The 24,608-nt window shown below is 65.7% G+C and carries 22 protein-coding genes and 2 tRNA genes; 8 read left to right on the forward strand and 16 right to left on the reverse strand.

All coding sequences use genetic code 11. The annotated features are described in order from the left end of the window. The first annotated feature begins 6 nt into the window (after positions 1-6). Positions 7-759 (forward strand): enoyl-CoA hydratase, encoded by a 753-nt coding sequence (locus C6A82_RS17705; protein ID WP_105342619.1) that lies wholly within the window; start codon positions 7-9, stop codon positions 757-759. A gap of 80 nt (positions 760-839) precedes the next feature. Here the strand turns inward: C6A82_RS17705 and C6A82_RS17710 are convergent, their stop codons facing one another. The 8 genes from C6A82_RS17710 to C6A82_RS17745 form a co-directional block, all read right to left on the reverse strand. Beyond that, positions 840-2,039, reverse strand: a complete 1,200-nt coding sequence (locus tag C6A82_RS17710) for a dihydrolipoamide acetyltransferase family protein (protein ID WP_105342620.1) — start codon at positions 2,037-2,039, stop codon at positions 840-842. Beyond that, positions 2,036-3,091, reverse strand: coding sequence for an alpha-ketoacid dehydrogenase subunit beta (locus tag C6A82_RS17715; protein ID WP_105342622.1), 1,056 nt, complete (start codon positions 3,089-3,091; stop codon positions 2,036-2,038). Before C6A82_RS17715 ends, C6A82_RS17710 begins: the two co-directional genes overlap by 4 nt. Position 3,092: 1 nt before the next feature. Then, the gene (gene pdhA / locus C6A82_RS17720) at positions 3,093-4,196 is read right to left on the reverse strand and encodes a pyruvate dehydrogenase (acetyl-transferring) E1 component subunit alpha (RefSeq protein ID WP_105342628.1); all 1,104 of its coding nucleotides are present in this window, start codon (positions 4,194-4,196) and stop codon (positions 3,093-3,095) included. Between the two features lie 99 nt (positions 4,197-4,295). Beyond that, positions 4,296-5,111: a CoA ester lyase gene (locus C6A82_RS17725; protein ID WP_105342629.1), complete on the reverse strand. Its 816-nt coding sequence runs from the start codon at positions 5,109-5,111 to the stop codon at positions 4,296-4,298. Continuing rightward, positions 5,111-5,599 carry a MaoC family dehydratase gene (locus C6A82_RS17730; RefSeq protein ID WP_105342631.1) on the reverse strand — a complete coding sequence of 163 codons (489 nt, stop codon included), beginning with the start codon at positions 5,597-5,599 and terminating at the stop codon, positions 5,111-5,113. Before C6A82_RS17730 ends, C6A82_RS17725 begins: the two co-directional genes overlap by 1 nt. Further along, complete coding sequence (locus C6A82_RS17735) at positions 5,596-6,756, reverse strand: acyl-CoA dehydrogenase family protein (protein WP_311101400.1); 1,161 nt, start codon at positions 6,754-6,756, stop codon at positions 5,596-5,598. The genes C6A82_RS17730 and C6A82_RS17735 overlap by 4 nt, the downstream gene beginning before the upstream one ends. Next, positions 6,753-8,741, reverse strand: a complete 1,989-nt coding sequence (locus C6A82_RS17740) for a biotin carboxylase N-terminal domain-containing protein (RefSeq protein ID WP_105346579.1) — start codon at positions 8,739-8,741, stop codon at positions 6,753-6,755. The genes C6A82_RS17735 and C6A82_RS17740 overlap by 4 nt, the downstream gene beginning before the upstream one ends. 103 nt (positions 8,742-8,844) lie before the next feature. After that, positions 8,845-10,398, reverse strand: coding sequence for a carboxyl transferase domain-containing protein (locus tag C6A82_RS17745; RefSeq protein ID WP_105346578.1), 1,554 nt, complete (start codon positions 10,396-10,398; stop codon positions 8,845-8,847). Between the two features lie 94 nt (positions 10,399-10,492). On the opposite strand from C6A82_RS17745, the gene C6A82_RS17750 reads away from it, so the two are divergent. Continuing rightward, on the forward strand, positions 10,493-11,152 hold the full coding sequence (locus C6A82_RS17750) for a TetR/AcrR family transcriptional regulator (protein WP_105346584.1): 660 nt from the start codon (positions 10,493-10,495) through the stop codon (positions 11,150-11,152). 3 nt (positions 11,153-11,155) lie between these two features. On the opposite strand, the gene C6A82_RS17755 is transcribed toward C6A82_RS17750, so the two are convergent. The 3 genes from C6A82_RS17755 to C6A82_RS17765 form a co-directional block, all read right to left on the reverse strand. Continuing rightward, positions 11,156-11,311 (reverse strand): DUF6131 family protein, encoded by a 156-nt coding sequence (locus C6A82_RS17755; RefSeq protein ID WP_105346576.1) that lies wholly within the window; start codon positions 11,309-11,311, stop codon positions 11,156-11,158. A gap of 42 nt (positions 11,312-11,353) precedes the next feature. Further along, complete coding sequence (locus C6A82_RS17760) at positions 11,354-11,569, reverse strand: hypothetical protein (RefSeq protein WP_105346575.1); 216 nt, start codon at positions 11,567-11,569, stop codon at positions 11,354-11,356. A gap of 93 nt (positions 11,570-11,662) precedes the next feature. Continuing rightward, entirely contained in the window at positions 11,663-13,540 is a 1,878-nt protein-coding gene (locus C6A82_RS17765; RefSeq protein WP_199193839.1) for a S9 family peptidase, read from the reverse strand. Positions 13,541-13,645: 105 nt separating this feature from the next. Here C6A82_RS17765 and C6A82_RS17770 point away from each other — a divergent pair, with 105 nt between their 5' ends. Then, positions 13,646-14,425: an MmpS family transport accessory protein gene (locus tag C6A82_RS17770; RefSeq protein ID WP_105346572.1), complete on the forward strand. Its 780-nt coding sequence runs from the start codon at positions 13,646-13,648 to the stop codon at positions 14,423-14,425. On the opposite strand, the gene C6A82_RS17775 is transcribed toward C6A82_RS17770, so the two are convergent. After that, on the reverse strand, positions 14,422-15,768 hold the full coding sequence (locus C6A82_RS17775) for an MFS transporter (RefSeq protein WP_105346570.1): 1,347 nt from the start codon (positions 15,766-15,768) through the stop codon (positions 14,422-14,424). The genes C6A82_RS17770 and C6A82_RS17775 overlap by 4 nt on opposite strands. Between C6A82_RS17775 and cmrA the strand changes: the two genes are divergently transcribed. Beyond that, positions 15,767-16,573, forward strand: a complete 807-nt coding sequence (gene cmrA, locus C6A82_RS17780) for a mycolate reductase (protein ID WP_105346569.1) — start codon at positions 15,767-15,769, stop codon at positions 16,571-16,573. The two genes, C6A82_RS17775 and cmrA, sit on opposite strands and share 2 nt — an antisense overlap. A gap of 75 nt (positions 16,574-16,648) precedes the next feature. Here the strand turns inward: cmrA and C6A82_RS17785 are convergent, their stop codons facing one another. After that, positions 16,649-18,241: a helicase HerA-like domain-containing protein gene (locus C6A82_RS17785; protein WP_105346567.1), complete on the reverse strand. Its 1,593-nt coding sequence runs from the start codon at positions 18,239-18,241 to the stop codon at positions 16,649-16,651. A gap of 80 nt (positions 18,242-18,321) precedes the next feature. Here C6A82_RS17785 and orn point away from each other — a divergent pair, with 80 nt between their 5' ends. From orn to C6A82_RS17800, 3 genes are all read left to right on the forward strand, one after another. Continuing rightward, entirely contained in the window at positions 18,322-18,969 is a 648-nt protein-coding gene (gene orn, locus C6A82_RS17790) for an oligoribonuclease (protein WP_199193838.1), read from the forward strand. Positions 18,970-19,008: 39 nt separating this feature from the next. Beyond that, positions 19,009-19,081, forward strand: a tRNA-His gene (locus C6A82_RS17795). A gap of 237 nt (positions 19,082-19,318) precedes the next feature. After that, positions 19,319-20,587 carry a serine hydrolase gene (locus C6A82_RS17800; RefSeq protein WP_105346564.1) on the forward strand — a complete coding sequence of 423 codons (1,269 nt, stop codon included), beginning with the start codon at positions 19,319-19,321 and terminating at the stop codon, positions 20,585-20,587. Between the two features lie 19 nt (positions 20,588-20,606). Here C6A82_RS17800 and C6A82_RS17805 read toward each other — a convergent pair whose 3' ends face one another. Beyond that, positions 20,607-21,830 carry an Ig-like domain-containing protein gene (locus C6A82_RS17805; protein WP_105346562.1) on the reverse strand — a complete coding sequence of 408 codons (1,224 nt, stop codon included), beginning with the start codon at positions 21,828-21,830 and terminating at the stop codon, positions 20,607-20,609. Between the two features lie 159 nt (positions 21,831-21,989). On the opposite strand from C6A82_RS17805, the gene C6A82_RS17810 reads away from it, so the two are divergent. Further along, positions 21,990-22,065: transfer RNA gene (locus tag C6A82_RS17810), tRNA-Lys, on the forward strand. A 198-nt stretch (positions 22,066-22,263) separates the two neighbouring features. On the opposite strand, the gene C6A82_RS17815 is transcribed toward C6A82_RS17810, so the two are convergent. Together C6A82_RS17815 and htpG are read right to left on the reverse strand one after the other, a co-directional pair. Beyond that, positions 22,264-22,410 carry a hypothetical protein gene (locus C6A82_RS17815; protein ID WP_199193837.1) on the reverse strand — a complete coding sequence of 49 codons (147 nt, stop codon included), beginning with the start codon at positions 22,408-22,410 and terminating at the stop codon, positions 22,264-22,266. A 160-nt stretch (positions 22,411-22,570) separates the two neighbouring features. Further along, positions 22,571-24,502: a molecular chaperone HtpG gene (gene htpG / locus C6A82_RS17820; protein WP_105346583.1), complete on the reverse strand. Its 1,932-nt coding sequence runs from the start codon at positions 24,500-24,502 to the stop codon at positions 22,571-22,573. Positions 24,503-24,608: the final 106 nt, after the last annotated feature.

Below are 24,608 nucleotides of genomic sequence, written 5' to 3' on the forward strand. Positions count from 1 at the left end.
GAAGCGATGTCCGATCGCGTCCTTGTCCAGGTCGAGAACCACATCGCGCTCATCACCGTCAACGATCCCGAGCGCCGCAACGCCGTCACCGCCGAGATCTCCGCCGGACTGCGCGCGGCCGTCGACGCCGCCGAAGCGAACACCGACGTGCACGCGCTCATCGTCACGGGGGCGGGCAAGGCGTTCTGCGCAGGCGCCGACCTGACCGCGCTCGGCGACGCGACCGAGGACGGACTGCGGACCATCTACGACGGCTTCCTCGCGGTCGCCAATTGTGCGCTTCCGACGATCGCGGCCGTCAACGGCGCGGCCGTCGGCGCGGGGCTGAATTTGGCGCTCGCCGCCGATGTGCGAATCGCCGGTCCGGCGGCGCTGTTCGATCCGCGGTTCCAGAAGCTCGGCATTCACCCCGGTGGCGGTGCGACGTGGATGCTGCAGCGCGCGGTCGGCGTGCAGGCCGCACGGGCGTCGCTGCTGTTCGGCATGCGCTTCGACGCCGAGGCGGCGGTTCGATACGGGCTCGCGCTCGACGTCGCCGACGATCCCGTCGCCGCCGCCAAGGAGCTGGCCGCGGGGCCCGCAGGCGCGCCGCGCGAGGTCGTTCTGGCGACGAAGGCGTCCATGCGGGCAACCGCCAACCCCGGCTCGATCGATCGCGATCAGCACAGCATCGCTGTGGACACCGAACTGAAACCTCAGGCCACATCGATTCTTTCGCCGGAGTTCGCCGAACGGCTGGCAGCCGCCAAGCGCAAATAGCGCGTTGAGACTGCGCTGGCGGCGAGGAATGCCCGAAGACTCCGCCCTCAGCACAGTCTCAACGACGTATACGCGGCGCCTCAGCTGTCCAGCAGCGCCAACTCCGGAGACTCGATCAGCCGCTTCAACTCGCCGAGGAACGCGGCGACCTGTGCGCCGTCGGCGATCCGATGGTCGAACGCACACGTCACCGTCATCGTCGGCCTGGCCACCACAGCTCCGTCGACCACGACCGCCCGCGGCTTCAACGACCCGACGCCCAGGATGGCGGCTTCGGGGTAATTGATGACGGGCACTCCCTCGTCCAGTCCGAGTGCGCCGAAGTTCGACACCGTGAAGGTTGACCCTTGCAGCTGCGCGGGTTTCACGGTGCCCGCGCGCGATTCCTCGACCAGCCGAGCCACCGTCATCGCCAATTCACGGGTCGACTTGTCCTGGGCATCCTTGACCACGGGCACCAGCAGCCCGCGCGGCGCGGCAACCCCGATACCGAGGTGCACAGCGGAATGTACGTGAATGTGCGGACCGCCCGCGGTGTCCACCCACGTCGCGTTGAACATCTGGTGATGCGTCAGCGCGATCGTCAGCAGCCGAAGCGTCAGCACAAACGCCGTGATCGACGGTCCGTCGTCGCCGACTTCTTCACGCAGCCGGTCGCGCACCGCCAGCAGGGCCGAGCAGTCGATGTGGACGCTGGCGTGCGCATCGGGAATCGTGCTTCGCGACAACGTCATTCGCTGTGCCATTGTGGCTTTCAGGCCGGTGACCCCGACGTCGTCTGACGCCTGGTCCTGATGTCCTGTCACGGACAGCACGTCGTCGCGGGTGACGATTCCGTCGGGGCCGGAACCGGGTGCCAGCGCGGCCAGGTCGACGTGCAGGTCGGTGGCGAGCTTCCGCACCGGGGGCTTGGCTCGTGGACGTGTGCCGTCGGGCAGCGGCGCGCGCCTACTGGAATCCATCTCGTCGTCCGTGCCGTAGCCGACCAGCACCGGCTTGCGCTTGGGACGCTGATCGGCCTGACCCGCAGGCGCAGGCGCATCGGTCGCGATCCGCACCAGCACCGCGCCGACGGCCAGCGTCTCACCGTCCGCACCGCCGAGTTCGACGATGCGGCCGGCGAACGGGCTGGGGATCTCCACCTCGGCCTTGTTCGTTTCGACCGTGCACAGCACCTGGTTGAGTGCGACGTCGTCGCCGACGGCCACGCTCCAACTCGTGATCGTCGCGTCCTCGAGGCCCTCCCCGAGATCGGGAACCAGGAACTCGCGGGTGTTCATGACTGCATCGCCTTCTCGACGCAGTCGAGCAGTCGGTCGACGCCGGGCAGCCACAGCTTTTCGAGTCGGGCCGGCGGGTACGGGGTGTCGAATCCAGTGGCACGCAACACCGGAGCCTCCAGGTCGTAGAACAGCTCCTCGGAGATCCTGGCCGCCAACTCGGCGCCGAAGCCGAGTGTGCGAGCGCCCTCGTGGATCACCACGGCCCGGCCGGTTTTGCGCACCGATGTCGCGATGGTGTCGAAGTCGAGCGGGTTGAGCGACCGCAGGTCGACCACCTCGAGGTGCCAGCCGTAGTGGTCGGCCGCCAAGTCGGCCGCTGCGAGCGCGGTTTGAACCAGCCCCCCGTAGGCGAGCACGGTGACGTCGTCGCCGGTACGACGCACCGCAGCGCGCCCGATCGGCAAGCCTGGCACGGTGGTGTCGACGTCCTCGCGCGCCCAGTACCGCCGCTTCGGCTCGAGGAACACGACCGGATCGCGGTCGGCGATCGAGTGACGCAGCAGCCAGTAGGCGTCCGACGGTGTCGACGGCACCACGACTTTCAACCCCGCGGTGTGCGCCCAATACGTCTCGGTGGATTCGGAATGGTGCTCGACCGCGCCGATCCCGCCGAACGACGGGATCCGGATCGTGACGGGCATGTCGACGTCACCGTGGGTGCGCACCCGGTACTTCGCCACATGACTGACGATCTGGTCGAACGCCGGATAGGAGAACCCGTCGAACTGGATCTCCGGCACCGGGACGAAACCCCGGATCGCAAACCCGACCGCGATGCCGATGATCGCTGACTCCGCCAGCGGGGTGTCGAAACACCTTCCGTCGCCGAAGGTTTCGGACAACCCTTCGGTCACCCGGAAGACTCCGCCGAGTTTCGCGACGTCCTCGCCGAAGACCAGGACGCGGTCGTCGTGCGCCATCGCGTCGTGCAGTGCCCGGTTGATCGCCTGCACCATCGTCAAGGTGGTGGCTACATGCACCGGGGTGAAGAGTGGCGGTTCGTGTGCGTCGTCGCCGTATCCGGCGGGCCGCTCGACGATTTGAGTCATGTCACGCCTCCTTCGCCAACTCGGCCATCAGCTGGTCCCGCTGGGCCTGCAGCGTCGGGGTGATCTCCGCGTAGACCGTGTCGAACAGGTCGCCGATGTCCATGTCGGGCGTGTTGACAGTTGCGTCGCGCAATTCCGTGCACAGCCGCGCCGCCCGCGCCTCCACGCGGTGGTGCAGCCGCTCGGTCCACGCGTCGATGGTCTGTAAGTAGTTGCGGTAGCGGGCAATCGGGTCCCGCGCGGCCCACAGCTCGACCTCCTCTCGCGGCTGATACCTGGTCGGGTCGTCGGAGGTGGTGTGCGGCCCCATCCGATAGGTGACGGCCTCGATCAGGGTCGGACCGTCGCCCCTACGGGCACGTTGGGCGGCCTCGGCCATCACCGCATAACAGGCCAGCACATCGTTGCCGTCGACGCGGATGCCGGGCATGCCGTAGCCGATCGCCCGGTGCGCGATCGACGGGCCGGCCTGCTGACGGTTGACCGGCACGGAGATCGCCCACTGGTTGTTCTGCACGAAGAACACGCACGGCGCCTTGTACACCGCAGCCAAGTTGAGCGCTTCGTGCGTGTCGCCTTCGCTCGTCGCACCGTCGCCGATGTAGGCGACCGTCACGGAATCCTCGCCGAGGCGTTGTGCGGCCATCGCCGCGCCGACCGCGTGCAAGCCGTGCGTGCCGATCGGAATCGCGATCGGAGCGACGCACCTGTCGGTGAAGCCGAGTCCGCCGTGCCACCGACCCCGCCAGACCGCGCCCATCTGTGCCGGCGTGATGCCGCGCAGCAGGAACGCGCCGATCTCGCGGTACTGCGGGAACAACCAGTCGGTTTTGCGCAGGCACGCCGCCGAGCCGATCTGTGCCGCCTCTTGGCCGCGGCAGGAGGCAAACAGCGCGAGCTCACCTTGCCGCTGCAGGTTGACGAACTCCGCGTCGAGTGCGCGGGTCACCGCCATCAGCTCGTAGAGCCAGTTCAGCGTCTCGGGGGGATGCTCTCGGCGATACCGGGTCTCGGTGGTCGGCATCCCGTCGGGGGCGACCAGCGCAATCGGCTCCAACTCGACATCACCGATCGACGTCGAGGGTGCCTGGATGGACCCTGCCATACCGCCTCCTAGGGTCACTGACGGCGGATCGCGCCGTCAGGCGACTGAGGTGCTCAGTACGGAGGCGGTTGGAGCAAACCCCTGGTGAGGGGCCGAAGGCTAGGTGCCAGGGTGAGGCGCTAGCCCGACGATGCGCTCTGCCCGCCGCAGCACTGGGGCATCCACCATTATGCCCTCGAACTGGAAGACCCCGCGTTCGCCGCGCGCGGTGTCGAGGACCCGGCGCGCCCAATCGACCTGCTCGGCCGTCGGTGCATAGGCGTCGCGAATGACCGCGACCTGCGTCGGATGGATGGCGACCTTGGCGTCGAAACCCACCGCGACGGCGTCGTCGGCCTCGCCGCGCAGGCCGTCGAGGTTCTTGATGTCGAGGTACACGGAATCCAGCGCCATCCGCCCGTACGCCTTGGCCGCGAGCAGCGTCTGCGACCGCACCTGCTTGGCGACGTCGCGGTAGCTGTCGTCGGGCCACCGGTTGGCCGTGCCGCCGGTGACCGCGAACAGATCCTCGGCGCCCCACATCAGGGCGAAGGCGTTGTCGATGCGGGCGAGTTCGTTGACGACGACCGCGCCGAGCGGCGTCTCGATCAGCACGACGACGTCGAGAGGCGCGAGGTCGCGAATCTGCTGCGGGTCCTCGGTCTTGGCGAGCATCACGGTGGAGTACTTCGTCTTGGCCAGCGCATCGAGATCCAAGGCGTGATCGTCGGTGGCGGCGGGGTTCACCCGGACCACTGTGCGGTCGGGGTCGAGCGGAGTGTCGATGAGTGCTGCGCGGGCCAGTTCCCGGTCCTTGGCGGCGACCCCGTCTTCCAAATCGAGGATCACCACGTCGGCGGCGGCGGCCTTCGCGAATCGTTCCGGGCGGTCGGCCGGACAGAACAGCCAGCCCGGTCCGGTCCGTGCGAGTGCCACTATGCGTCTCCCTCAGGCCGCTTGCGCACCATGGTTTTTCGCGACGCCGTCGCGACGACGTCGCCATGCTGGTTGCGGCCGGTGTGGGCGAAGGTCACGATGCCCTCGCCCGGGCGGCTCTTCGATGCGCGTTTGTCGACTACCTCCGTCTCCGCGTACAGGGTGTCGCCGTGGAAGAGCGGCTTCGGGAAGGCGACCTCGCCGAAGCCGAGGTTACCGACGATGGTGCCCTGGGTGAGTTGCGCTACCGAAAGGCCGACGAGCGTCGACAGCGTGAACATGGAGTTCACCAGCCGCTGGTTGAACGGTGGCAGCGCATCGGAGAAGGCCGCATCGAGATGCAGCGCTTGGGTGTTCATCGTCAGCGTGGTGAACAGGACGTTGTCGGCTTCGGTGATGGTTCGGCCCGGCCGATGCTGGTACAGCACGCCGGGCTCGAACTCCTCGAACCACAGGCCGCGCTGGACGACAATCCTCTTGTCGCTCACAGGCCCGCCTCGCGCGCGATCAGCATCAGCTGCACTTCCGTTGTGCCTTCGCCGATCTCGAGGATCTTGCTGTCGCGGTAGTGACGCGCAACGGCGTACTCGTTCATGAAGCCGTAGCCGCCGAACACCTGCGTGGCATCGCGGGCGTTGTCCATCGCAGCCTCGCTGGCGACGAGCTTGGCGATCGCGGCGGCCTTCTTGAACGGCTTGCCCGCCAACATGAGTGCCGCCGCGTCGTAATACGCGGTGCGCGCGGAATACGCGCGGGCCTCCATGCGCGCGATCTTGAACGACACCGCCTGATACGTGCCGATCGCCGCGCCGAACGCCTCGCGTTCCATGGCGTAGCGCACACATTCGTCGACGCAGCCCTGCGCCGCACCGACCGACAACGCCGCGATGGCGATCCGGCCCTCGTCGAGGATGCGCAGGAAGTTGGCGTAGCCGCGACCGCGCTCGCCGAGCAGGTTCTCCGCGGGTACCCGAACGTCGTCGAAGCTCAGCGGGTGGGTATCCGAGGCGTTCCAGCCGACCTTGTTGTAGGCGGGCTCGGCGGTGAAACCGTCGGTGGGCACAGGCACGAGGATCGACGAGATCTGCTTCCTGCCATCGGCTTCGCCGGTGACCGCGGTGACGGTCACCAGCTTGGTGATGTCGGTGCCGCTGTTGGTGATGAACTGCTTGCTGCCGTTGATGACCCAGTGTCCGTCGTCCAGTCGTGCCGTGGTCCGTGTCGCACCCGCGTCGGTTCCGCCGCCCGCCTCGGTCAGGCCGAAGGCGCCCAGCGCCTTGCCGCTTGCCAGAAGCGGGAGCCATTCCTGCTTCTGGTCCTCGTTGCCGAACCGGTAGACCGGCATGGCACCCAGCGAGACCCCGGCCTCGAGCGTGATGGCCACACTCTGGTCGACCTTGCCGAGTTCTTCGAGTGCTAGGCACAGCGCGAAGTAGTCGCCGCCCATGCCGCCGTACTCCTCGGGAAACGGCAGGCCGAACAGTCCCATATCGGCCATCCCCGAAACGACTTCGTACGGGAACGAGTGCTCTTCATCGTGCTTGGCGGCGACGGGTGCCACCACGCTATGTGCGAAGTCGCGCACGGTCTTGGCGAGTTGCTCGTAATGATCGGGCAGCATCCCGGTGGCTAGAAAATCACTCATGACTGTTCGGCTTTCTCACTAGCTGTGATTCGGGCCAGTGGCTGGCCCACCTTGACCTGGTCGCCGACGGCGACGAGTAGTTCCACCACGCCGTCGACCGGCGCGGTCAGTGCGTGTTCCATCTTCATCGCCTCGACCGCGACGACGACCGCACCCGCGGTCACCGTCCCTCCATCTTCGATACCGACGGCGACCACGGAACCTGGCATGGGGCTGACGAGTTCGGCGTCGCCGCTGTGTTCGTCGTCGGGGCGCACGGGCGCTTCCCGCAACTCGTCAATGACCGCGCTGCGTCCCGCGCGCGCCAGCCAGATCTGCCGGTCTGTTGCGGCGACGAGGTAGTCGGTGCGCAAACCGTCAAGCGTCACGACGAGCCGGTCGCCATCGAGACTGGCTGTAAGCGAGTGTGATTTGCCCTGCTCAACCCCAGCCGTCGCGGCCTGTGGGGTCCCGGTCAGATACACGTGGTCGGTGCGCTCACCCGCGTGCAGCCGCACGGTTGTCGGAGCGTGCTGCCCGATTCGCCAGCCCGACGGCACCTCCCACAGGTTGCCCGCGGGCACCGGCCAGCTGAGCAGCCACTTGTATGCCGCGGCGGCGACGAGCTCCTCGTCACCGGGTTGGGCGGCGGCGAAGTCCGGTGTCCTGCGGTCAAGCAGCCCGGTGTCGAGCCGGCCCGCGATCACGTCGCGGTCGGCCAGCAGGAAGCGCAGAAACTCGACGTTCGTCGTCACACCCAGCACCGCGGTGTCGGCCAGTGCACGGTCGAGTGCACGCAGAGCGCCCGGCCGGTCGACGGCATGGGCGATGACCTTGGCCAGCATCGGGTCGTAGTCGCTGCCCACCATGGTGCCCTTCGCCAGCCCGGAGTCGACGCGCACACCGGGTGCGCGCGGTTCGGCGAGGCCGAGCACTCCGCCGCCGGTGGGCAGAAATCCGTTGGCGGGATCTTCGGCATACACGCGCGCTTCGATCGCATGCCCCGTCATGGTGATGTCGTCCTGCGCGATCGGCAGCTTCTCCCCCGCCGCGACGCGCACCTGCAGTTCGACGAGGTCCACGCCGGTGACCATCTCGGTGACGGGGTGCTCGACCTGCAGGCGGGTGTTCATCTCCATGAAGAAGAACTCGTCGGGCCGGTCGGCGGACACGATGAATTCGACGGTGCCCGCGCCGGTGTAGTCGACGCTGCGGGCGGTGTCGCACGCCGCGGCGCCGATGCGGGCCCGCGTCGGCGCGTCCAACAGCGGCGACGGCGCTTCTTCGATCACCTTCTGGTGGCGGCGCTGCAGACTGCATTCCCGTTCGCCGAGATGGACAACGTTGCCGAAGCCGTCGGCGAGGACCTGGACCTCGATGTGGCGGGGATTCAACACGAATCGCTCCAGGAACAGCGTGTCGTCGGCGAACGCCGCACCCGCCTCACGCCGCGCGCTGATCAACGCAGCCGACAGCTCGGAGGGTTCGCGCACGACCCGCATGCCCTTGCCGCCGCCGCCCGCCGACGGCTTCACCAGCACCGGATAGCCGATATCGCCCGCCGCGGTGGTCAATTCGTCGTCGGTGAGGCCTGGCCGCGCGACACCGGGGACCACCGGAACACCGAACGCGGACACCGTCGTCTTGGCGGCGATCTTGTCGCCCATGGTCTGGATGGCCGTCACCGGCGGCCCGATGAATACGATTCCCGCCGCCTCAAGCGCTGCGGCGAACTCGGCGTTCTCCGAGAGGAATCCATAGCCGGGATGGATGGCCTGCGCGCCGGTGCGGCGGGCGGCGTCGACGACCGCCTCGATGTTCAGGTAGCTCTGCCGCGCCGGTGCCGGGCCGATGCGGACCGCGACGTCGGCTTCGGTGACGTGGCGGGCGTTCGCGTCGGCGTCGCTGAAGACGGCGACCGAGCGGACGCCCATCTCGCGCAGCGTGCGGATCACCCGAACTGCGATCTCACCGCGGTTGGCCACCAGAACAGTGTCGAATGTCATCTTGAGCGGAGGTCCTTCCTGAGCATCGCAGCGAGTACCGCAGCGCAGCGAGGAACGCAGCGAGGAGCGGAGGGATGGACCGGAGCGGGGAATCGGGTCATGCTCACATCCGGAAGACGCCGTAGGAGACCGGCTCGACCGGCGCTTGCCCGACTACCGAAAGCGCCAGGCCGAGAACCGTTCTGGTGTCGGCGGGGTCGATCACACCGTCGTCCCATAACCGGGCCGTCGAATAGTAGGGGTTGCCCTGGCTCTCGTACTGCGCGCGGATCGGCGCCTTGAACGCTTCCTCCTCTTCGGGTGCCATCTCCCCGCGCACGGTCGCCAGCACCGAGGCGGCCTGCTCGCCACCCATCACCGAGATCCTGGCGTTCGGCCACATCCACAGGAAGCGCGGCGAATACGCGCGCCCGCACATCGAGTAATTGCCTGCGCCGTACGACCCGCCGATGACGACGGTCAGCTTCGGCACCCGTGCGCAGGCGACGGCGGTCACCATCTTGGCGCCGTGCTTGGCGATACCGCCCGCCTCGTAGTCGCGGCCGACCATGAAGCCGGAGATGTTCTGCAGGAACAGCAGCGGCACCATGCGCTTGTCACACAGCTCGATGAAATGCGCGCCTTTCATGGCGGATTCGGAGAAGAGCACGCCGTTGTTGGCGATGATCCCGACAGGATGACCGTGGATACGGGCGAAGCCGGTCACCAGCGTCGACCCGTATTCGGCTTTGAACTCGGCGAATTCGCCGCCGTCGACAACCCGTGTGATGACCTCACGCACGTCGTAGGGCACGCGCGCGTCGACGGGTACGACGTCGTACAGCTCGGTTTGGTCGGCCACTGCAGCGACTGTCGGGCGAACCTCCCACGGCGGGTCCAGCCGCGGCCCGAGCGTAGAGACGATCCGTCGCACGATGCGCAGTGCGTCGCGGTCGTCGTCGGCGAGATGGTCGGTCACCCCCGAGGTCTTTGAATGCAGGTCGCCGCCGCCGAGCTCCTCTGCGGTCACCACCTCGCCGGTCGCGGCCTTCACCAGCGGCGGACCCCCGAGGAAGATCGTGCCCTGGTTGCGGACGATGACCGCCTCGTCGCTCATGGCGGGCACGTAGGCCCCTCCGGCCGTGCACGAGCCGAGCACCGCCGCGATCTGCGGTATACCCTCAGCGCTCATCGTCGCCTGGTTGAAGAAGATGCGGCCGAAATGCTCTCGGCCGGGGAACACTTCGTCCTGCCGCGGCAGGAATGCCCCGCCGGAATCGACGAGATAGATGCACGGCAGCCGGTTCTGTCTGGCGATCTCCTGGGCGCGCAGGTGCTTCTTCACCGTGATCGGGTAATACGTGCCACCTTTGACGGTGGCGTCATTGGCCACGATCATGCATTCGCGTCCGGACACCCGCCCGATGCCGACAATCATTCCTGCGCCGGGGCAGTCGTCGTCGTACATGCCGTCGGCGGCCAGCGGCGACACTTCGAGCAGCGCGCTTCCCGGATCCAGGAGCCCGTCGACGCGCTCCCTCGGCAGCAACTTGCCACGGCTGACGTGGCGTTCGCGGGATTTGGCCGAGCCGCCGAGCGCTGCGACAGCCATCTTCTCCCGCAGCTGCGCAACGAGCGCGAGGTGCTGCTCGCGACTCGCTTGGAGCGTTGAGGTCATCGGTACCGCCTGTCCGGTTGAGTTAATGACGACTAACTCTTATGATGTTAGTCACGATTAACTCCAAATGTCCACCAGCGGCGAAGGTAGCGCGATGACTCTTCCGGCCTCTCGGTCCGAATCCGCACCCGCGGCAACCAACCGGAGCAGGGCCAAGTCGGACCGTCGGGACCAGCTGATCGCCGCCGCAGAACGGCTCGTCGCCGAACGAGGCTTCCTTGCCGTGCGACTCGAGGACATCGGCGCCGCCGTCGGCGTCAGTGGGCCTGCGATTTACCGACACTTCCCCAACAAGGAAGCGCTGCTTGTCGAACTGCTGGTGGGTATCAGCACCCGACTGCTCGCCGGGGCCAGGTCTGTCGTCGCCGAGGCGGAAGATGCCGAAGCAGCGCTGAACGGGTTGATCGACTTCCACCTGGACTTCGCGCTGAACGAGTCCGATCTGATCCGGATCCAGGATCGCGATCTGGGCTATCTGCCCGACCCTGCCAAGCGTCAGGTTCGGAAAGCCCAACGACAGTACGTGGAGATCTGGGTCGATGTTCTTCTTCGATTGAGCCGCGCCGACAACGAGGCCGACGCGCGCCTGATGGCGCATGCGGTGTTCGGTCTGTTGAACTCAACGCCGCACAGTGTACGGCCGAATACGACCAAATCGGCCGGCCGAGGAACCGTTGTGGGTTCGCGTGCCATCCTGCGAGAGATGACGATCGCGGCCCTGTCCCTGGCCGACCGAAGTGGCGCTAGGCGTTAGTACTTAGTACCAGCGTCTGCGGCCGCCGACAGCGCGGCCGGTCGACCCGAGAATCCAGAACACCGCGCCGATCACGATCAGCACGACGCCGATGTAGGTGAGAATCGAAATCCCGAACAGGATCCCGAGAATAAGGAGGATCACTCCAAGGACGATCATTGCTCACTCCATTCGATCAGTGAATTATGTTGGACCCGTTGACTACTGGCTGGGCTCCGGCAGGTCCACGTTGCAATTCTCCACCTTCGGGTTTGCACCCGCGTAGTTCAACGGCCCGGCTACGACCGTCAACGCGATGGTGCCCCCTGTGGCGCAATTGTTCGAGTCGGTCTTGAAGTAATCCCGCTGATAGGCCGCGACCACACCGATCAGCAACCAAATCAACACGATTACGCCGAGAATTCCGCCACCACGCATGCTGGCCTCCTCCTGTTAGGCGCCCCAGTGGGCGCAGGAGGGTTTTACCCCGCGGACAATTCCAGTAAACGCATGAAACTGATCTTGAATGGTTCAGGAGTGCGCCCGCTGCGCGAAAGCGGTCGTGAGCCAATCGCTCATCGCCTTGACCAGCACGGCTCGGTTCTCACGCTTGTCGATCTCATGGCCGTCGTCTTCGAACAGCAATTGTTCGACCGTTCGGCCCAGCACCCGCAAAGCGTCGTACATCTGCTGCGATTCTGTTGGCGGAACGTTGGTGTCGTGGAGGCCGTGGACGAGCAGCAACGGCGCGGTGATCGCGTGCGCGCGGAGCAAAGGTGAGAGCTGGTCGAGCAGTTCATGATCGCTGACCGGATGGCCGTACTTCGGGTACGCCGCCGCAGCGATCCACGGCTCGGTGTTGCGGTACCACGTGTTGAGGTCGCTCATCCCGCAGATGCTGATGCCCGCTGCGAACAGTTGCGGATGGAAAGCCAGCGCGGCCTGCGTCAGATAGCCGCCGTAGGACCATCCGCAGCAGGCGATCCGATCGGCCGGTGCCAGGTTGTTCTCGACGAGGAACAATGCCGCGTCGGCAACGTCGTAAATGGCCGCGAAGCGCTTCTCTCTGTCGTCGGCGTGCATGAACGACCGCCCGAATCCGCCTGAGCCGCGCACATTTGGCAGAAACACCGTGATGCCGGCTTCCAGCAGCGGCGGGAAGAATTCGTTGTAGCCGGGCCTGCCCTGCCCTTCCGGTCCGCCGTGCAGAAACATCATCGCCCCGACCGAGTCGACCCCGTCCGGTGGTCGAAACAACCACCCGCTGATCTGCAGCCCGTCGCGGGCGACGATGGTCTCCAAGGTCGGCTCCGCGGACAACGGACCGCTGCTCGGCTCCCGGTCGATTCGTTCCCATTCCCTGGTTCGCGGGTCGACGAGTTCCACGGTGCGCGGCATGTCGGGGCCCTCGACCGTCATCGCCACCATCGATCCGCCCGCGCTGATGCTCAGTTCGCTGGCCACCATGCCGGGCAGCGGAATTGGGTCGTCGAGCGTGTTGTCGGCGTACGCGAGGATCTGTAACTCACTGGCACCGTTGATGTTCCACAACAATGCGACCGTGGACAGGTCATCGCTGACGACGAACTCGTCGAGCTCGTAGCCGGGACGCTCGGCTACCACGTGATAAGAGACACCGTCGGGGGTCGTCGTCACCTCGAGGAGGCGGGCATGGTCGGCGCCGTTCTCGCTGCGGATCAGCGCGCGCACGTAGCCGTTCGTGCTGTTCGGTCCATACACCTTGGCAGGGTGATACAACTCGAACGTCTCGCCCTCGAGGCCCGACCGCAGGCGACGCGGGCTCTGATCGTCGAGGATGACGCCGGTATCGGTGGTCGAACCCGGATCGTAGGGCAACAGGGCGATTTCGGTCAGGCCGCGCAGCATGATCAGGTCGCGGTAGCCGCGCGGCCCGACCCGCACCAGTGCCGCGCCGGCCCATGCGTCCACGAGGCGGCCACCCGAGCGTCGGTCGAGGATCGTCGTCGTGCCGTCAGCCGGATCGATGAGGCATGAACTGCCGACGCCGTCGTCACCGGTGAGAATGGCCGCGACTTGCGTACCGTCCCAACCGATCAACTCCGCCGTGCCCTCCGGCGGGCCGGCGGGCCACATGTCGATCCGGCGGGCCGCCCGGTCGTCGGGGTCGGTGGTGACGACCCAGATCTGGCTGCGGGTGCCGCCCTCGGGCGCAACCTCGCAGGCGAGCCAGTGACCGTCGGCGGAATGCATGACCCGGTTGACCGGGCCCTCCACCGGCAATTCAACATCTCGTGACGAACTGGCTCGCCACCCGCGCAGAAACCGTTGAACCGCTCGCGGGTATCCGCCGTCATCGACGAGGTGCGCGAACGCCGTCGCGTCGGGCGACAGCGACGCGCCGTAGTTGGTGCGCACCGTCCCTGTCATCAATATCAAGCTTGCCATGAGCCACCCGGCTAAGCAGAGCGCTTACCCGCTCATCGCCGATCCTCTTCTTCGACGACGCAGGTACCCTGCAGCCATGAGGTGGGTATGACGAATACGCCACGAGGCGACGGACCTGACCCGAATCAACCGGTGGGTCCCAGCTATCCGGGCTACGTCGATCCGGCATACGCCGATCAGTCGCCGTACGGCCCCACCTATCAGGCGCCTGCGGCTCCCGACGCCACCCAACAGCTGCCGCCGTACCCGCCCTACGGCTACGACCCTTATGGCACGGGCCAGTACGCGACCGGACAGTACGGTCCGCCCTACCCTCCCGGTGAACCGCCGGAGGGTCCGCCGCCATCGAAGTCGCCGCGGTGGCTGTGGCTGGTCGCGGCGTTGGCGGTGCTGTTGGTTGTGGCCTTGGTGATCGCGCTGGTCGTCGTCAACAGCTCGAAGCAGGACACCGTCGTGGCGCCGCCGCCGATGCCGGAACCGACGTCCACGACGTCGCGCACGCCGTCGACGACCACGACGCTTCGGCCCCTTCCGCCGATCGTTCCCGTGCCGACCCCGACCACCACCACCACGCCGCCCAGCGAGTCAGCCGCCCCCGGCGCCAAGGAGTCGGTGGTCTACGAGGTCACCGGAACGGGCCGGGCGATCAACATCACCTACGTCGACACCGGCAGCCTGCTGCAGACGGAGTTCAACGTGGTGCTGCCGTGGAGCAAGCAGGTCGAACTGCCCAGTCCGGCAGAGGATTCGGCCAGTCTTACGATCATCAACGTGGGCAGGACGGTGACCTGCACGGTGACGGTCAACGGGGTTCAGGTGCAGTCCAACACCGGCAACGGCCTGACGATCTGCACAGCGACTCGCTAGCGCGCGGGTACGCGGTGCGGTGCATGCACCAGCGCCATCATCACCATGCCGGCGATGAGCACGACCAGCAGGCCACCGATGCCTGCCCGAACAGTGCCGAACCAGTCGATGAACACGGAGATGAGGAATGGCGCGAGGAAGGACACCGCGCGTCCGGTCGTCGTGTAAAGACCGAACGTCACGCCTTCCTTGCCTTCGACTGACATGCGCAGCATCAGGGTGCGCGCCGACGACTGCGTCGGGCCCACGAAGAGGCACAGCGCCAGGCCGCAGATCCAGAACGCCAGCGGCCCGGACACCGACCAGAGCACCACCGAGATCACGCCCAGCGACGCCAGCGAGCCCATGATGACCTTCTTGGATCCGACCCGGTCGTCGACGACACCACCGAGGAAGGCGCCGAGTGCGGCGATGACGCTCGCGCTGACGCCGAACAGCAGCACGTTCGCACTGGATATCCCGTAGGCGCTGACACCGAGGACCGCGCCGAAGGTGAAGATACCGGTCAGTGCATCGCGAAAAACCGCGCTGGCCACCAGGTAGTAGACGATGTTGTGGTCGCGGTGCCATTCGCCGACGACCTCGCGCCACAGCTGTTTGTACGCGCCGACGAAGCCGACACTTTCCCTCGGATCTCCTGGCGGATGTGGCGGCGAGGGCACCGTGATGAAGATGGGCAGCGCGAACATCGCGAACCACACCGCGGCGAACAGCATGGCCGCTCGCACGTTCTGACCGTCGGCAGCCGGAACTCCCAGGAGTCCTCGGGTGTCACCGTCGCCCGAGATAAGCGTCACGTAGACGATCAGCAGCAGCATGACGCTGCCGAAATAGCCCATACCGGAGCCGAATCCGGAGATACGACCCGATGTCTGCGGGGTCGAGAGCTGGCGCAGCATGGCGTTGTAGGGCACGGTCGAGAGCTCGGCACAGGCGGCGGTGCACGCAAGAAGCGTCAGCCCCAGCCACAGATAGTGGTAGTCGTCGCGCACCAGGCACATCGATGCGGTCAACAGCACCACTATTGCGCTGAAAAGCGCCAGCACCTTCCGGCGCCGCCACGGCGCATCGACCCATACACCGGTGACGGGCGCCAGCAGGGCCACGACGATGCCCGAGGCCGCCAGCGCGCGGAAAAGCCAACTCTGCGGAGTCGTCCCACCGGGCAGGTCGGTGCCGACGGCACTCGTGAGATACACCGAGAAGACGAAGGTGATGACGATCGCATTCACGCCGGTGGCGCCGACGTCCCACAACCCCCAGGACAGAACCTGCGACCGCCGTGCGGTTTGCCCAGGCGGCCGCGTTTCGCTCACGGTCGCCCACGATATAGTCCGGCCCATGGCAGTACCCGCACCCAGCCCGGATGCCCGCGCCGTGGTCACCGGTGCCTCGCAGAACATCGGCGAGGCGCTGGCTATCGAGCTCGCTGCGCGAGGGCACCACCTGATCGTCACGGCGCGGCGCGAAGACGTGCTCAAGACGCTGGCGGACCGGATCACGCAGAAGTACGGCGTGGTCGTCGAGGTTCGGCCCGTCGACCTCGCCCACCCCGGCGAGCGTGGCAAGCTGGCCGACGAGCTGGCAGGCCGCAACATCTCGATTCTGTGCGCCAACGCCGGAACGGCCACCTTCGGGCCGGTTGCCAAACTCGATCCCGCCGACGAGAAGGCGCAAGTCCAGCTGAATGTCCTCGGCGTTCATGACCTCGTGCTCGCGGTGCTGCCCGGCATGGTCGAGCGCGGCGCGGGCGGAATTTTGATCTCCGGTTCGGCAGCGGGCAATTCGCCGATTCCCAACAACGCGACGTACGCGGCGACGAAGGCGTTCGTCAACACGTTCAGCGAGTCGTTACGCGGCGAGCTCAAGCGCGTGGGCGTGAATGTGACGGTGCTGGCGCCAGGACCGGTGCGCGAGACGCTTCCCGCCGAGCATGAGCAGACGCTCGTGGAGAAGGTGATCCCCGACTTCCTGTGGATCTCCACTGAGTACACCGCGAAGTTGTCGCTGGATGCGTTGGAGCGCAACAAGATGCGGGTGGTGCCCGGCGTGACGTCGAAGGCGATGTCGGTGGCAAGCGGCTACGCGCCGCGCGCGATCGTCAGCCCGATCGTCGGCGCCGTCTACAAGAAGCTCGGCGGCAACTAGTCACTTCCCGCGAAATTGCATTTCAGCAGGCCGCCACTCGAAATTCCGCTGCCGGAAAGCAATCTCGCGGTGACATCAGCGGCGGCGACGGCCGGTGCCGAAAATGCTGCGGGTGATCTCGCGGCCGATCACGGTTCCCGCCGAACGCATTGCGCTCTTGAACGCCGGGCTGCTCATCATCTTGTCGAACATGCCGGGTTCGACGGCCTTCTTCGCCGTACTGGTGCCCTGCGCCTCTGCGGGCGCCGGCGGCACGTAGACCGGCGGCGGAAGCGACGGGTCGCCGGCCGCCTGCTGCTCGGGCGGCGGTGCGAGGCGCGCGTTGAGTCGCTCGTAGGCCGAGTCGCCGTCGATCGTCTGGCCGTATTCGGCCTGCAGCGGACTGGCCTGCGCGGCGGCCTTGATCGCGTCGGGACCGATGGTGTCCATCAGCGAGCGCGGGGCCCGCATGCGGGTCCACGCAACCGGTGTCGGCGCGCCCTTCTCCGACAGCACCGTGACGATCGCCTCGCCGATGCCGAGCGACGTCAGCGCCGACTCGAGGTCGTACACACTGGTTTTCGGGTAGGTGCGGACGGTCTTCGACAACGCCTTCTGGTCGTCGGGGGTGAACGCGCGCAGCGCGTGTTGGATGCGCGCCCCGAGCTGGCTGAGCACGTCGTTGGGCACATCGGTGGGCAACTGCGTGCAGAAGAACACGCCGACGCCCTTCGAACGGATCAGCTTGACGGTCTGCTCGACCTGCTCGAGGAACGCCTTGGACGCATCGGTGAACAGCAGATGCGCCTCGTCGAAGAAGAACACCAGCTTCGGCTTGTCGACGTCGCCGACCTCGGGCAGCGTCGTGAAGAGATCGGCGAGGACCCACATCAGGAACGTCGAGAACATCACCGGCCTGGCTGCCTGGTTGCCCAGCTCCAGCAGGCTGATGATGCCGCGGCCCTGCGGGTCGAGGCGCAGCAGGTCTTTCGGCTCCAGCTCGGGCTCGCCGAAGAAGGTGTCGGCGCCCTCGGCTTCGAGATTGACCAGCGCGCGCAGGATGACGCCTGCGGTCGTCGACGAGACCGCACCGAGCGCCTTGAGCTCCGGCTTGCCGTCGTCGCTGGTGAGGAACTGGATGACGGCGCGCAGATCCTTGAGGTCCAGCAGCGACAGGCCTTTCTGGTCGGCCCAGTGGAAGATCAGGCCGAGCGTGGATTCCTGAGTAGCGTTGAGCCCGAGCACCTTTGACAGCAGGATGGGCCCGAAGCTGGAGATGGTGGCGCGTACCGGCACGCCGATCCCCGATGTGCCCAGCGACAGGAACTCGACGGGGAACGCCGTCGGCGCCCAGTCGTCGCCGGTGTCCTCGGCTCGCTGCGTCGTCTTGTCGTTGGGTTCGCCGGGCCGCGACAGGCCCGACAGGTCGCCCTTGACGTCGGCCATCACCACCGGAACGCCTGCGGCCGACAACTGCTCCGCGAGCACCTGAAGCGACTTTGTCTTACCGGTGCCGGTGGCGCCAGCCACCAGGCCGTGACGGTTCACGGTGCCCAGCGGGATGCGCACCTGCGCAGTGGAATCTGCGGTGCCGTCAACAACGACAGTGCCCAGTTCAAGCGCCTGACCCTCGACGGCGTATCCGGCGGCGATCTGCTGGGCGGGGGGTGCTGTCGACTCGGTCGTCATGGGGCGAACATTACTGCGCGGTCACCGCCGTGGTGGGTGTGGTGGGCCTTTGACGTGGTATGGGCTTACTGTTGATCGCTGTGCGCGACGAACTGGTATGGATCGACTGTGAGATGACCGGGTTGGACCTGAAATCCGACCGGCTCATCGAGATTGCGGCCCTGGTGACCGATGCCGACCTCAACATCCTGGGCGAGGGAATCGACGTCGTCATCCACGCGCCGGAGGACTCGCTGACCGGCATGATCGAGGTCGTCGCGCAGATGCACGACAGGTCCGGGCTCACCGAGGAGGTGCGGGCGTCGACGATCGATGTGCCCGCCGCCGAGGAGATGGTGCTCGACTACATCCGCGGCCAGGTCAAGCAGGCCAAGACGGCACCGCTGGCGGGCAACTCGATCGCCACCGACCGTGGCTTCATCGTCCGCGACATGCCCGTTCTGGACGATTTCCTGCATTACCGGATGATCGACGTCAGCTCCATCAAGGAATTGTGCAGGCGGTGGTACCCAAGGATCTACTTCGGCCAGCCGGAGAAGGGCCTGGCGCACCGAGCGCTGGCCGATATCCACGAGTCGATCCGTGAGCTGAAGTATTACCGGCGTACGGCGTTCGTCGCGCCGCCGGGGCCGTCGACCAGCGATATCGCCACGATCTCTGCCGAACTGGGTCCTGAATCGACCAATGGCGATGGAATCGATTCGGCCGCCGAGCGCCCGAGCGGCTAGTATCGACGGGCCGCTTGTGCCCCCGGCTCAGCGGCGATGGTGGCTGTAGTTCAGTTGGTAGAGCACCAGGTTGTGATCCTGGCTGTCGCGGGTTCGAGTCCCGTCAGCCACCCCGGATAAGTCGGAGGGCTTCTCAGCCCTCCGACTTTTCGGCTTCAGGGCTTGTGCTGCGCCTTCGCCCTGCTCGGTCAGCGCGAACCACGTGCAACTCTTTCACCCCTTGTGCGCCGTTCCTCGACCTCATGCGTGATCGCCCACATAGGCTCCGGTCAAGACCGAGCCATCGGACGAGGAGCGCGGCATGAGCCCGAGCGAGCGGCGATGCCGAATCGGGACTACGGGGATCGCCATGGCATGCGCTGCAGCACTCGCCGTCGCGGGCTGCTCGTCAACGTCGACCACCTCGGAATCGGAGACGACAACGACCACCACGAGTTCCGCACCGCTCTCGCCGGCGCTCAAGCCGATCGATCAGGCCGCTCTGCAGACCGTCGTGGAGAAGGCCACCAAGGAGATGCTCGTGCCGGGCGCGATCGTCGCAATTCGCACGCCTCAGGGCAATTACACCGCCTCCGTCGGCACGACCGAACTGGGCAAGCAGACGCTGCCCGAGATGAACACCCACTTCCGGATAGCGTCGAACTCCAAGACGATGACGGCCGCTCTCGTTGTGCTGCTCGCCCAGGACGGCAAGCTCACATTCTCCGACCCGGTGTCCGACTACATCCCCGTCGTTCCCAACGGCGATAACATCACCGTCGCCGAACTCCTGAAGATGCGCAGCGGGCTCTACAACTACACGAACGCGCCGGAGTTCTCCGCTGAGTTGGACGCTGACCTGGCCAAGGCCTGGACTCCGCAGGAGGTGCTCGACATCGCCTTCGCGCATCCGCCGAATGACCCGCCCGACACCGCCTACGAATACAACAACACCAACTACGCGCTGCTCGGGCTGATCGCGGAGAAGGCGGGTGGCCGTACGTTGACGGAGCAGCTGCAAGAACGCCTGCTCGGGCCTTTGGGCTTGAAGCAGACTTCGCTTCCCGTCGCTGACGAGGCCTCGTCCATGCCGACGCCGTACTCGCATGGCTACATGTATGGGGGGTCTGCCTTTGCGATGATCGACGATCCCTACCCCGCCGACATGAAGGCTGCCGCGAAGGCCGGCACGTTGAAGCCCGTCGACTACACCAACCAGAACTCGTCCTATGCTCACGCGGCCGGCGGCGTCATCTCCGACGCCGAAAACGTGGAGACGTGGATACGGACGCTGGTGTCGGGCAAGGTCTTCAACGCCGACTTCCACAAGCAGTGGCTGGAAAGCCTGCAAGCCGAGGACCCGGAGAATCCCGACGGGCAGAAGTACGGGTACGGCATCTCATATCAGCGATTCAGCCCGACAGCCGCGATGTACTACCACGGCGGCGAGCTACCCGGCTTCAACTCATTCATGGGCTATGACCCGGATAACGATGTGTCACTAGTCGTTTGGACGAACCTGACCATTTCGCCGCTAGACGACAAGACGACGGCGCAGGCGCTGTTGGCGCCAATGCTGGACGAGATCTACGCCGGGCTATCGCTGGCACCGACGCCGACACCGACCACCACCAGGTAACGCGAGAAGCGTTCAGCCGTCAGGTGTTGGCGTTACCCGCGCGCCACTGCTCCCATGGGATGTTCCAGTCACCGAGGCCGTCCTCGCCGGGCAGGATCGACCCGACGGTGTTGGAGATCTCGACGATGTCGCCGCGCTTGGTGTTGTTGTAGAACCACTGCGCGTTGCTCGTGTTGACGTTCAAGCAGCCGTGGCTGACATTGCTGTAGCCCTGGCTGCCAACCGACCACGGTGCGGCATGCACGTAGATGCCGCTGTAGGAGATCTGGGTGGCGTAGTCCACCTCGGTGCGGTACCCGTTGGCCGAGTTGGACGGAACGCCGTACGTCGACGAGTCCATGACCAAATGGCCGAAGCGATCGCCGACGATGAAGGTCCCGTTGTTGGTCGGCGTGCTGTTCTTACCCATCGACACCGGCATGGTCTTGACGACCTCGCCGTTCTGTCGGACCGTCATTGTCTTGGTGCTGTCGTCGACGGTGGCGATGACCTCATCGCCGATGGTGAAATGCGTCGTGACGTTCTCCTGGCCGAACAGGCCGTCGCCGAGATCCACGCCGTAGGTGTTGACCGCGACGTCCACCGTCGTCCCCGGCTTCCAGTATTGGGCCGGGCGCCAACGGACTTCGCGGTTGCTGAGCCAGTAGAAGGCGCCCTCGACCGGCGGATTGGTGGTGACGGTGATGGCCCGCTGGGCAGCCAATCGGTTGGGGATGTTCTCGTCGAAGCGGACCGCGACGGGCTGGCCGATGCCGACGACCTCGCCGTCGTTCGGCAGCAGGTAGGGCACGGTCAGGTTCTCGGGCGAATGCGTCTGGAACGTCATCTGCTGGCTGGTGGCACCGCCGAGACCCAGTGACTGCGCCTGCAGCGTGTAGCGCGTGTTGTAGCCGAGCGGTTCGGTGGTGTGCCACGTCAGGCCATCGGGGCTGAGCTGACCGGCGATCGGGACGCCTTCGTCGTCGTTGACCATCGTGACCGAGCCGAGAACGCCGTCCTCTGCGCCGACGGTCACGGGCTGGTCAACCGCGACCCCGACGGCGCCGTCCTTTACAGACGCGGTGAGCTTGGGAACCAGGAGGTCGCCGAAAGGCGTCCCCTTGTCATCGATGACCTGAGGCTGCGGAGGAGCCGAGTTGCCGCTGCATGCGTTCAGGCCGAAGATCAGGGCAGGAACCATGGCGATGGCCATCAGGCACGCACGAAAACGACGCGGACGGGTCATGTCCTTGACCTGCCACATACTTTGCTCCAACTCATAACGGGTCGAACTCGACGGGATTCTTGGCAATAGTCTAAGGGCAACCCGAAGGTTGGCGCGAATGCGCTGAGAGTCTCCTCAGGCAGAGGGGTGAAAAGGGATTTCACGCTGCGCCACGGGGCCTGTTATTGTCGCACACGCGCGCCGTTAGCTCAGTTGGTAGAGCAGCTGACTCTTAATCAGCGGGTCCGGGGTTCGAAACCCTGACGGCGCACCAAACGAAACCCTCTCAGCCAGGGATTTCGCCCGTCCGTCGTGTTTGCCGGCTGTTACGGACGCGGCGGATGTGGCCCCAAGGTCTCCACATTGTGTCCACACGCCGGTTCCTCGGCTCGCCACAGCAAAACGGCGCCGGACGAGCTTGTCGGAGCGTCCGCATACGGCGGGGGCATGGGTTTGGTTCGCAAGGCGATCATCATCGCCGCAGCCGAATCCCGTTTCGGCGCTTGTCGCTGGCTGCCTCCATCGCGCCTAGCGCGGCCATCGCGCCTCGCGCGGCCATCGCGTCGGCGTAGTCATCCGCGAACAGATGGCTATGAACGGTCAGCGTCGTCGTCACCATCAAGTGGCCGTTAAACCGGCTGATCTCAATGGCGCTATCCCGGCGGCGACGCACACGCTCGCGTATGTGTGTCTGAGGCTGTGGAACTCTAGCTCAGGCGACAGCACGGCGGTTGCGCGCACCACCGCCGGTCGGCTCGTCGCCGTGCGGGTGCGCCGCCCTAGACTGTGCGGGTCAAACGGTCCGCGAGCAGCTCGGCGAAACGTGCCGGATCCTCGAGTGCGCTGCCTTCAGCGAGAAGTGCTGTGCCGTATAGTAGTTCGGCCGTCTCAGCGACCGACGGATCGTCACCGCGGTCTTTGTGCGCTTGGCGCAGGCCGCTGACGAGCGGATGATCCGGGTTGAGTTCAAGTATCCGCTTACCGACCGGAACGTCCTGCCCGGAAGCCCGGTAGAGGCGCGCGAGCGCCGGTGTGATGTCGAAGGCGTCGGTGATAAGGCAGGCCGGCGATTCGGTCAAGCGGGTAGATAGCCGCACTTCCTTGACGTGCTCACTCAGGGTCTCCTTCAACCAGGTCAGCAGGTCGGCGAACTCTTTCTCCTGCTCCTCGCGCTCGGCCACATGCGCCGTGTTTTCTTCCTCGGAGTCGAGGTCCACCTCTCCCCTGGCTACCGACTGCAGCGGTTTGCCGTCGAACTCGGTCACGCTTCCCACCCAAACCTCGTCTACCGGGTCGGTGAGCAGCAGGACCTCGTAGCCCTTGGCCTTGAACGCCTCCAAGTGCGGCGACTTCAGAATGTGCGGACGCGTCTGGCCGGTGGCGTAAAAGATCTGCTTCTGACCGTCCTTCATGCGCTCGACGTACTCGGCGAGGGTGGTGGGTTCCTCCTCGCTATGCGTCGAGGCGAACGAGGAAATCCGAAGCAGGGTGTCCTTGTTGTCGAAATCCGACAGCAGGCCCTCTTTGAGGACCCTGCCGAACTGGGTCCAGAAGATGCGGTAGTCCTCCGGGCGCTCGGACTGCAGATCCTTGAACGTGGATAGGACCTTCTTGGTCAGACGGCGACGAATCGCCTTGACCTGCCGATCCTGCTGCAAGATTTCGCGGGAAACATTCAGCGACATGTCCTGCGCATCCACAACGCCCTTGACGAAGCGCAAGTATTCTGGCATCAACTGGTCGCAATCGCCCATGATGAACACACGCTTGACATACAGCTGTATCCCGATGTGGGCGTCGCGGTTGAACAGATCGAACGGGGCGTGCGACGGGATAAACAGCAGGGCCTGGTACTCGAAGGTGCCCTCGGCCTTCATCGCGATGACCTCGAGCGGGTCATCCCAGGCGTGCGCAATGTGCTTGTAGAACTCCTTATACTCCTCGTCGGAGACCTCGTCTTTGGGCCTGGCCCACAGCGCCTTCATCGAGTTGAGGGTCTCGGTTTCGAGGGTGACGGTCTCTTCGCCACCCTCTTCGCCGGCCGGGGTACGTCGCTCGACCTCCATCCGGATGGGCCAGGCAATGAAGTCGGAGTACTTCTTGACCAGGTCTCGGATCCTCCACTCCGAGGTGTAGTCGTGCAGGTCGTTCTCGGCGTCCTCGACCTTGAGGTGCAGGATGACCGACGTTCCCTGTGGAGCGTCGTCGACGGATTCGATGGTGTAGGTGCCATCGCCGCGCGATTCCCATCTGGTGGCCTGGCTCTCGCCGGCCTTGCGGGTGAGCAACTCGACCTTGTCGGCCACCATGAAGACTGAGTAGAAGCCGATACCGAACTGACCGATCAGCTCTTCGGAGGCGGCCGGGTTTTTGGCCTCGTCCAACTGCTTACGCAGCTCGGCGGTACCCGACTTGGCCAGAGTGCCTATCAGCTCCACGACCTCGTCGCGCGTCATACCGATGCCGTTGTCGCGGATGGTGAGGGTGCGTGCTTCTTTGTCCGCCTCGATATCGATGTGCAGATCGGAGGTATCGACGTTCAGGTCCTTGTTGCGGAACGCTTCAAGCCGCAGCTTGTCCAGTGCATCGGAGGCGTTCGAGATTAACTCCCGCAGAAACGAATCCTTGTTGGAGTAGACCGAGTGGACCATCAAATCCAGCAGTTGTCGTGCCTCGGCCTGAAACTCCAACTGCTCAACTCGCGCGTTCATAAGACTCCGTTCGTCGCCATAGCGTTCGAATTTAGCGACGTGCGAATCGTCCATAGCCTCGGGGTCTTTGATCAACGGTCGCCAGTGGTGACAACTTGGTGTTGGC

This window comes from Mycobacterium sp. ITM-2016-00318 (assembly GCF_002968285.2).
GTDB lineage: Bacteria > Actinomycetota > Actinomycetes > Mycobacteriales > Mycobacteriaceae > Mycobacterium.

Excerpts from the sequence above, each read along its gene's own strand:
- C6A82_RS17710 (WP_105342620.1), bottom strand. The coding sequence starts at position 2,039 with ATGAACACCCGCGAGTTCCTGGTTCCCGATCTCGGGGAGGGCCTCGAG.
- C6A82_RS17775 (WP_105346570.1), bottom strand. The coding sequence starts at position 15,768 with ATGGGCCGGACTATATCGTGGGCGACCGTGAGCGAAACGCGGCCGCCT.
- htpG (WP_105346583.1), bottom strand. The coding sequence starts at position 24,502 with ATGAACGCGCGAGTTGAGCAGTTGGAGTTTCAGGCCGAGGCACGACAA.
- pdhA (WP_105342628.1), bottom strand. The coding sequence starts at position 4,196 with ATGGCAGGGTCCATCCAGGCACCCTCGACGTCGATCGGTGATGTCGAG.
- C6A82_RS17715 (WP_105342622.1), bottom strand. The coding sequence starts at position 3,091 with ATGACTCAAATCGTCGAGCGGCCCGCCGGATACGGCGACGACGCACAC.
- C6A82_RS17785 (WP_105346567.1), bottom strand. The coding sequence starts at position 18,241 with ATGACGACCGAGTCGACAGCACCCCCCGCCCAGCAGATCGCCGCCGGA.
- cmrA (WP_105346569.1), top strand. The coding sequence starts at position 15,767 with ATGGCAGTACCCGCACCCAGCCCGGATGCCCGCGCCGTGGTCACCGGT.
- C6A82_RS17815 (WP_199193837.1), bottom strand. The coding sequence starts at position 22,410 with ATGGTGACGACGACGCTGACCGTTCATAGCCATCTGTTCGCGGATGAC.
- C6A82_RS17705 (WP_105342619.1), top strand. The coding sequence starts at position 7 with ATGTCCGATCGCGTCCTTGTCCAGGTCGAGAACCACATCGCGCTCATC.
- C6A82_RS17770 (WP_105346572.1), top strand. The coding sequence starts at position 13,646 with ATGACGAATACGCCACGAGGCGACGGACCTGACCCGAATCAACCGGTG.
- C6A82_RS17760 (WP_105346575.1), bottom strand. The coding sequence starts at position 11,569 with ATGCGTGGTGGCGGAATTCTCGGCGTAATCGTGTTGATTTGGTTGCTG.
- C6A82_RS17735 (WP_311101400.1), bottom strand. The coding sequence starts at position 6,756 with ATGAGTGATTTTCTAGCCACCGGGATGCTGCCCGATCATTACGAGCAA.
- C6A82_RS17805 (WP_105346562.1), bottom strand. The coding sequence starts at position 21,830 with ATGTGGCAGGTCAAGGACATGACCCGTCCGCGTCGTTTTCGTGCGTGC.
- C6A82_RS17745 (WP_105346578.1), bottom strand. The coding sequence starts at position 10,398 with ATGACCTCAACGCTCCAAGCGAGTCGCGAGCAGCACCTCGCGCTCGTT.
- C6A82_RS17800 (WP_105346564.1), top strand. The coding sequence starts at position 19,319 with ATGGCATGCGCTGCAGCACTCGCCGTCGCGGGCTGCTCGTCAACGTCG.
- C6A82_RS17750 (WP_105346584.1), top strand. The coding sequence starts at position 10,493 with ATGACTCTTCCGGCCTCTCGGTCCGAATCCGCACCCGCGGCAACCAAC.
- C6A82_RS17755 (WP_105346576.1), bottom strand. The coding sequence starts at position 11,311 with ATGATCGTCCTTGGAGTGATCCTCCTTATTCTCGGGATCCTGTTCGGG.
- C6A82_RS17765 (WP_199193839.1), bottom strand. The coding sequence starts at position 13,540 with ATGACAGGGACGGTGCGCACCAACTACGGCGCGTCGCTGTCGCCCGAC.
- C6A82_RS17740 (WP_105346579.1), bottom strand. The coding sequence starts at position 8,741 with ATGACATTCGACACTGTTCTGGTGGCCAACCGCGGTGAGATCGCAGTT.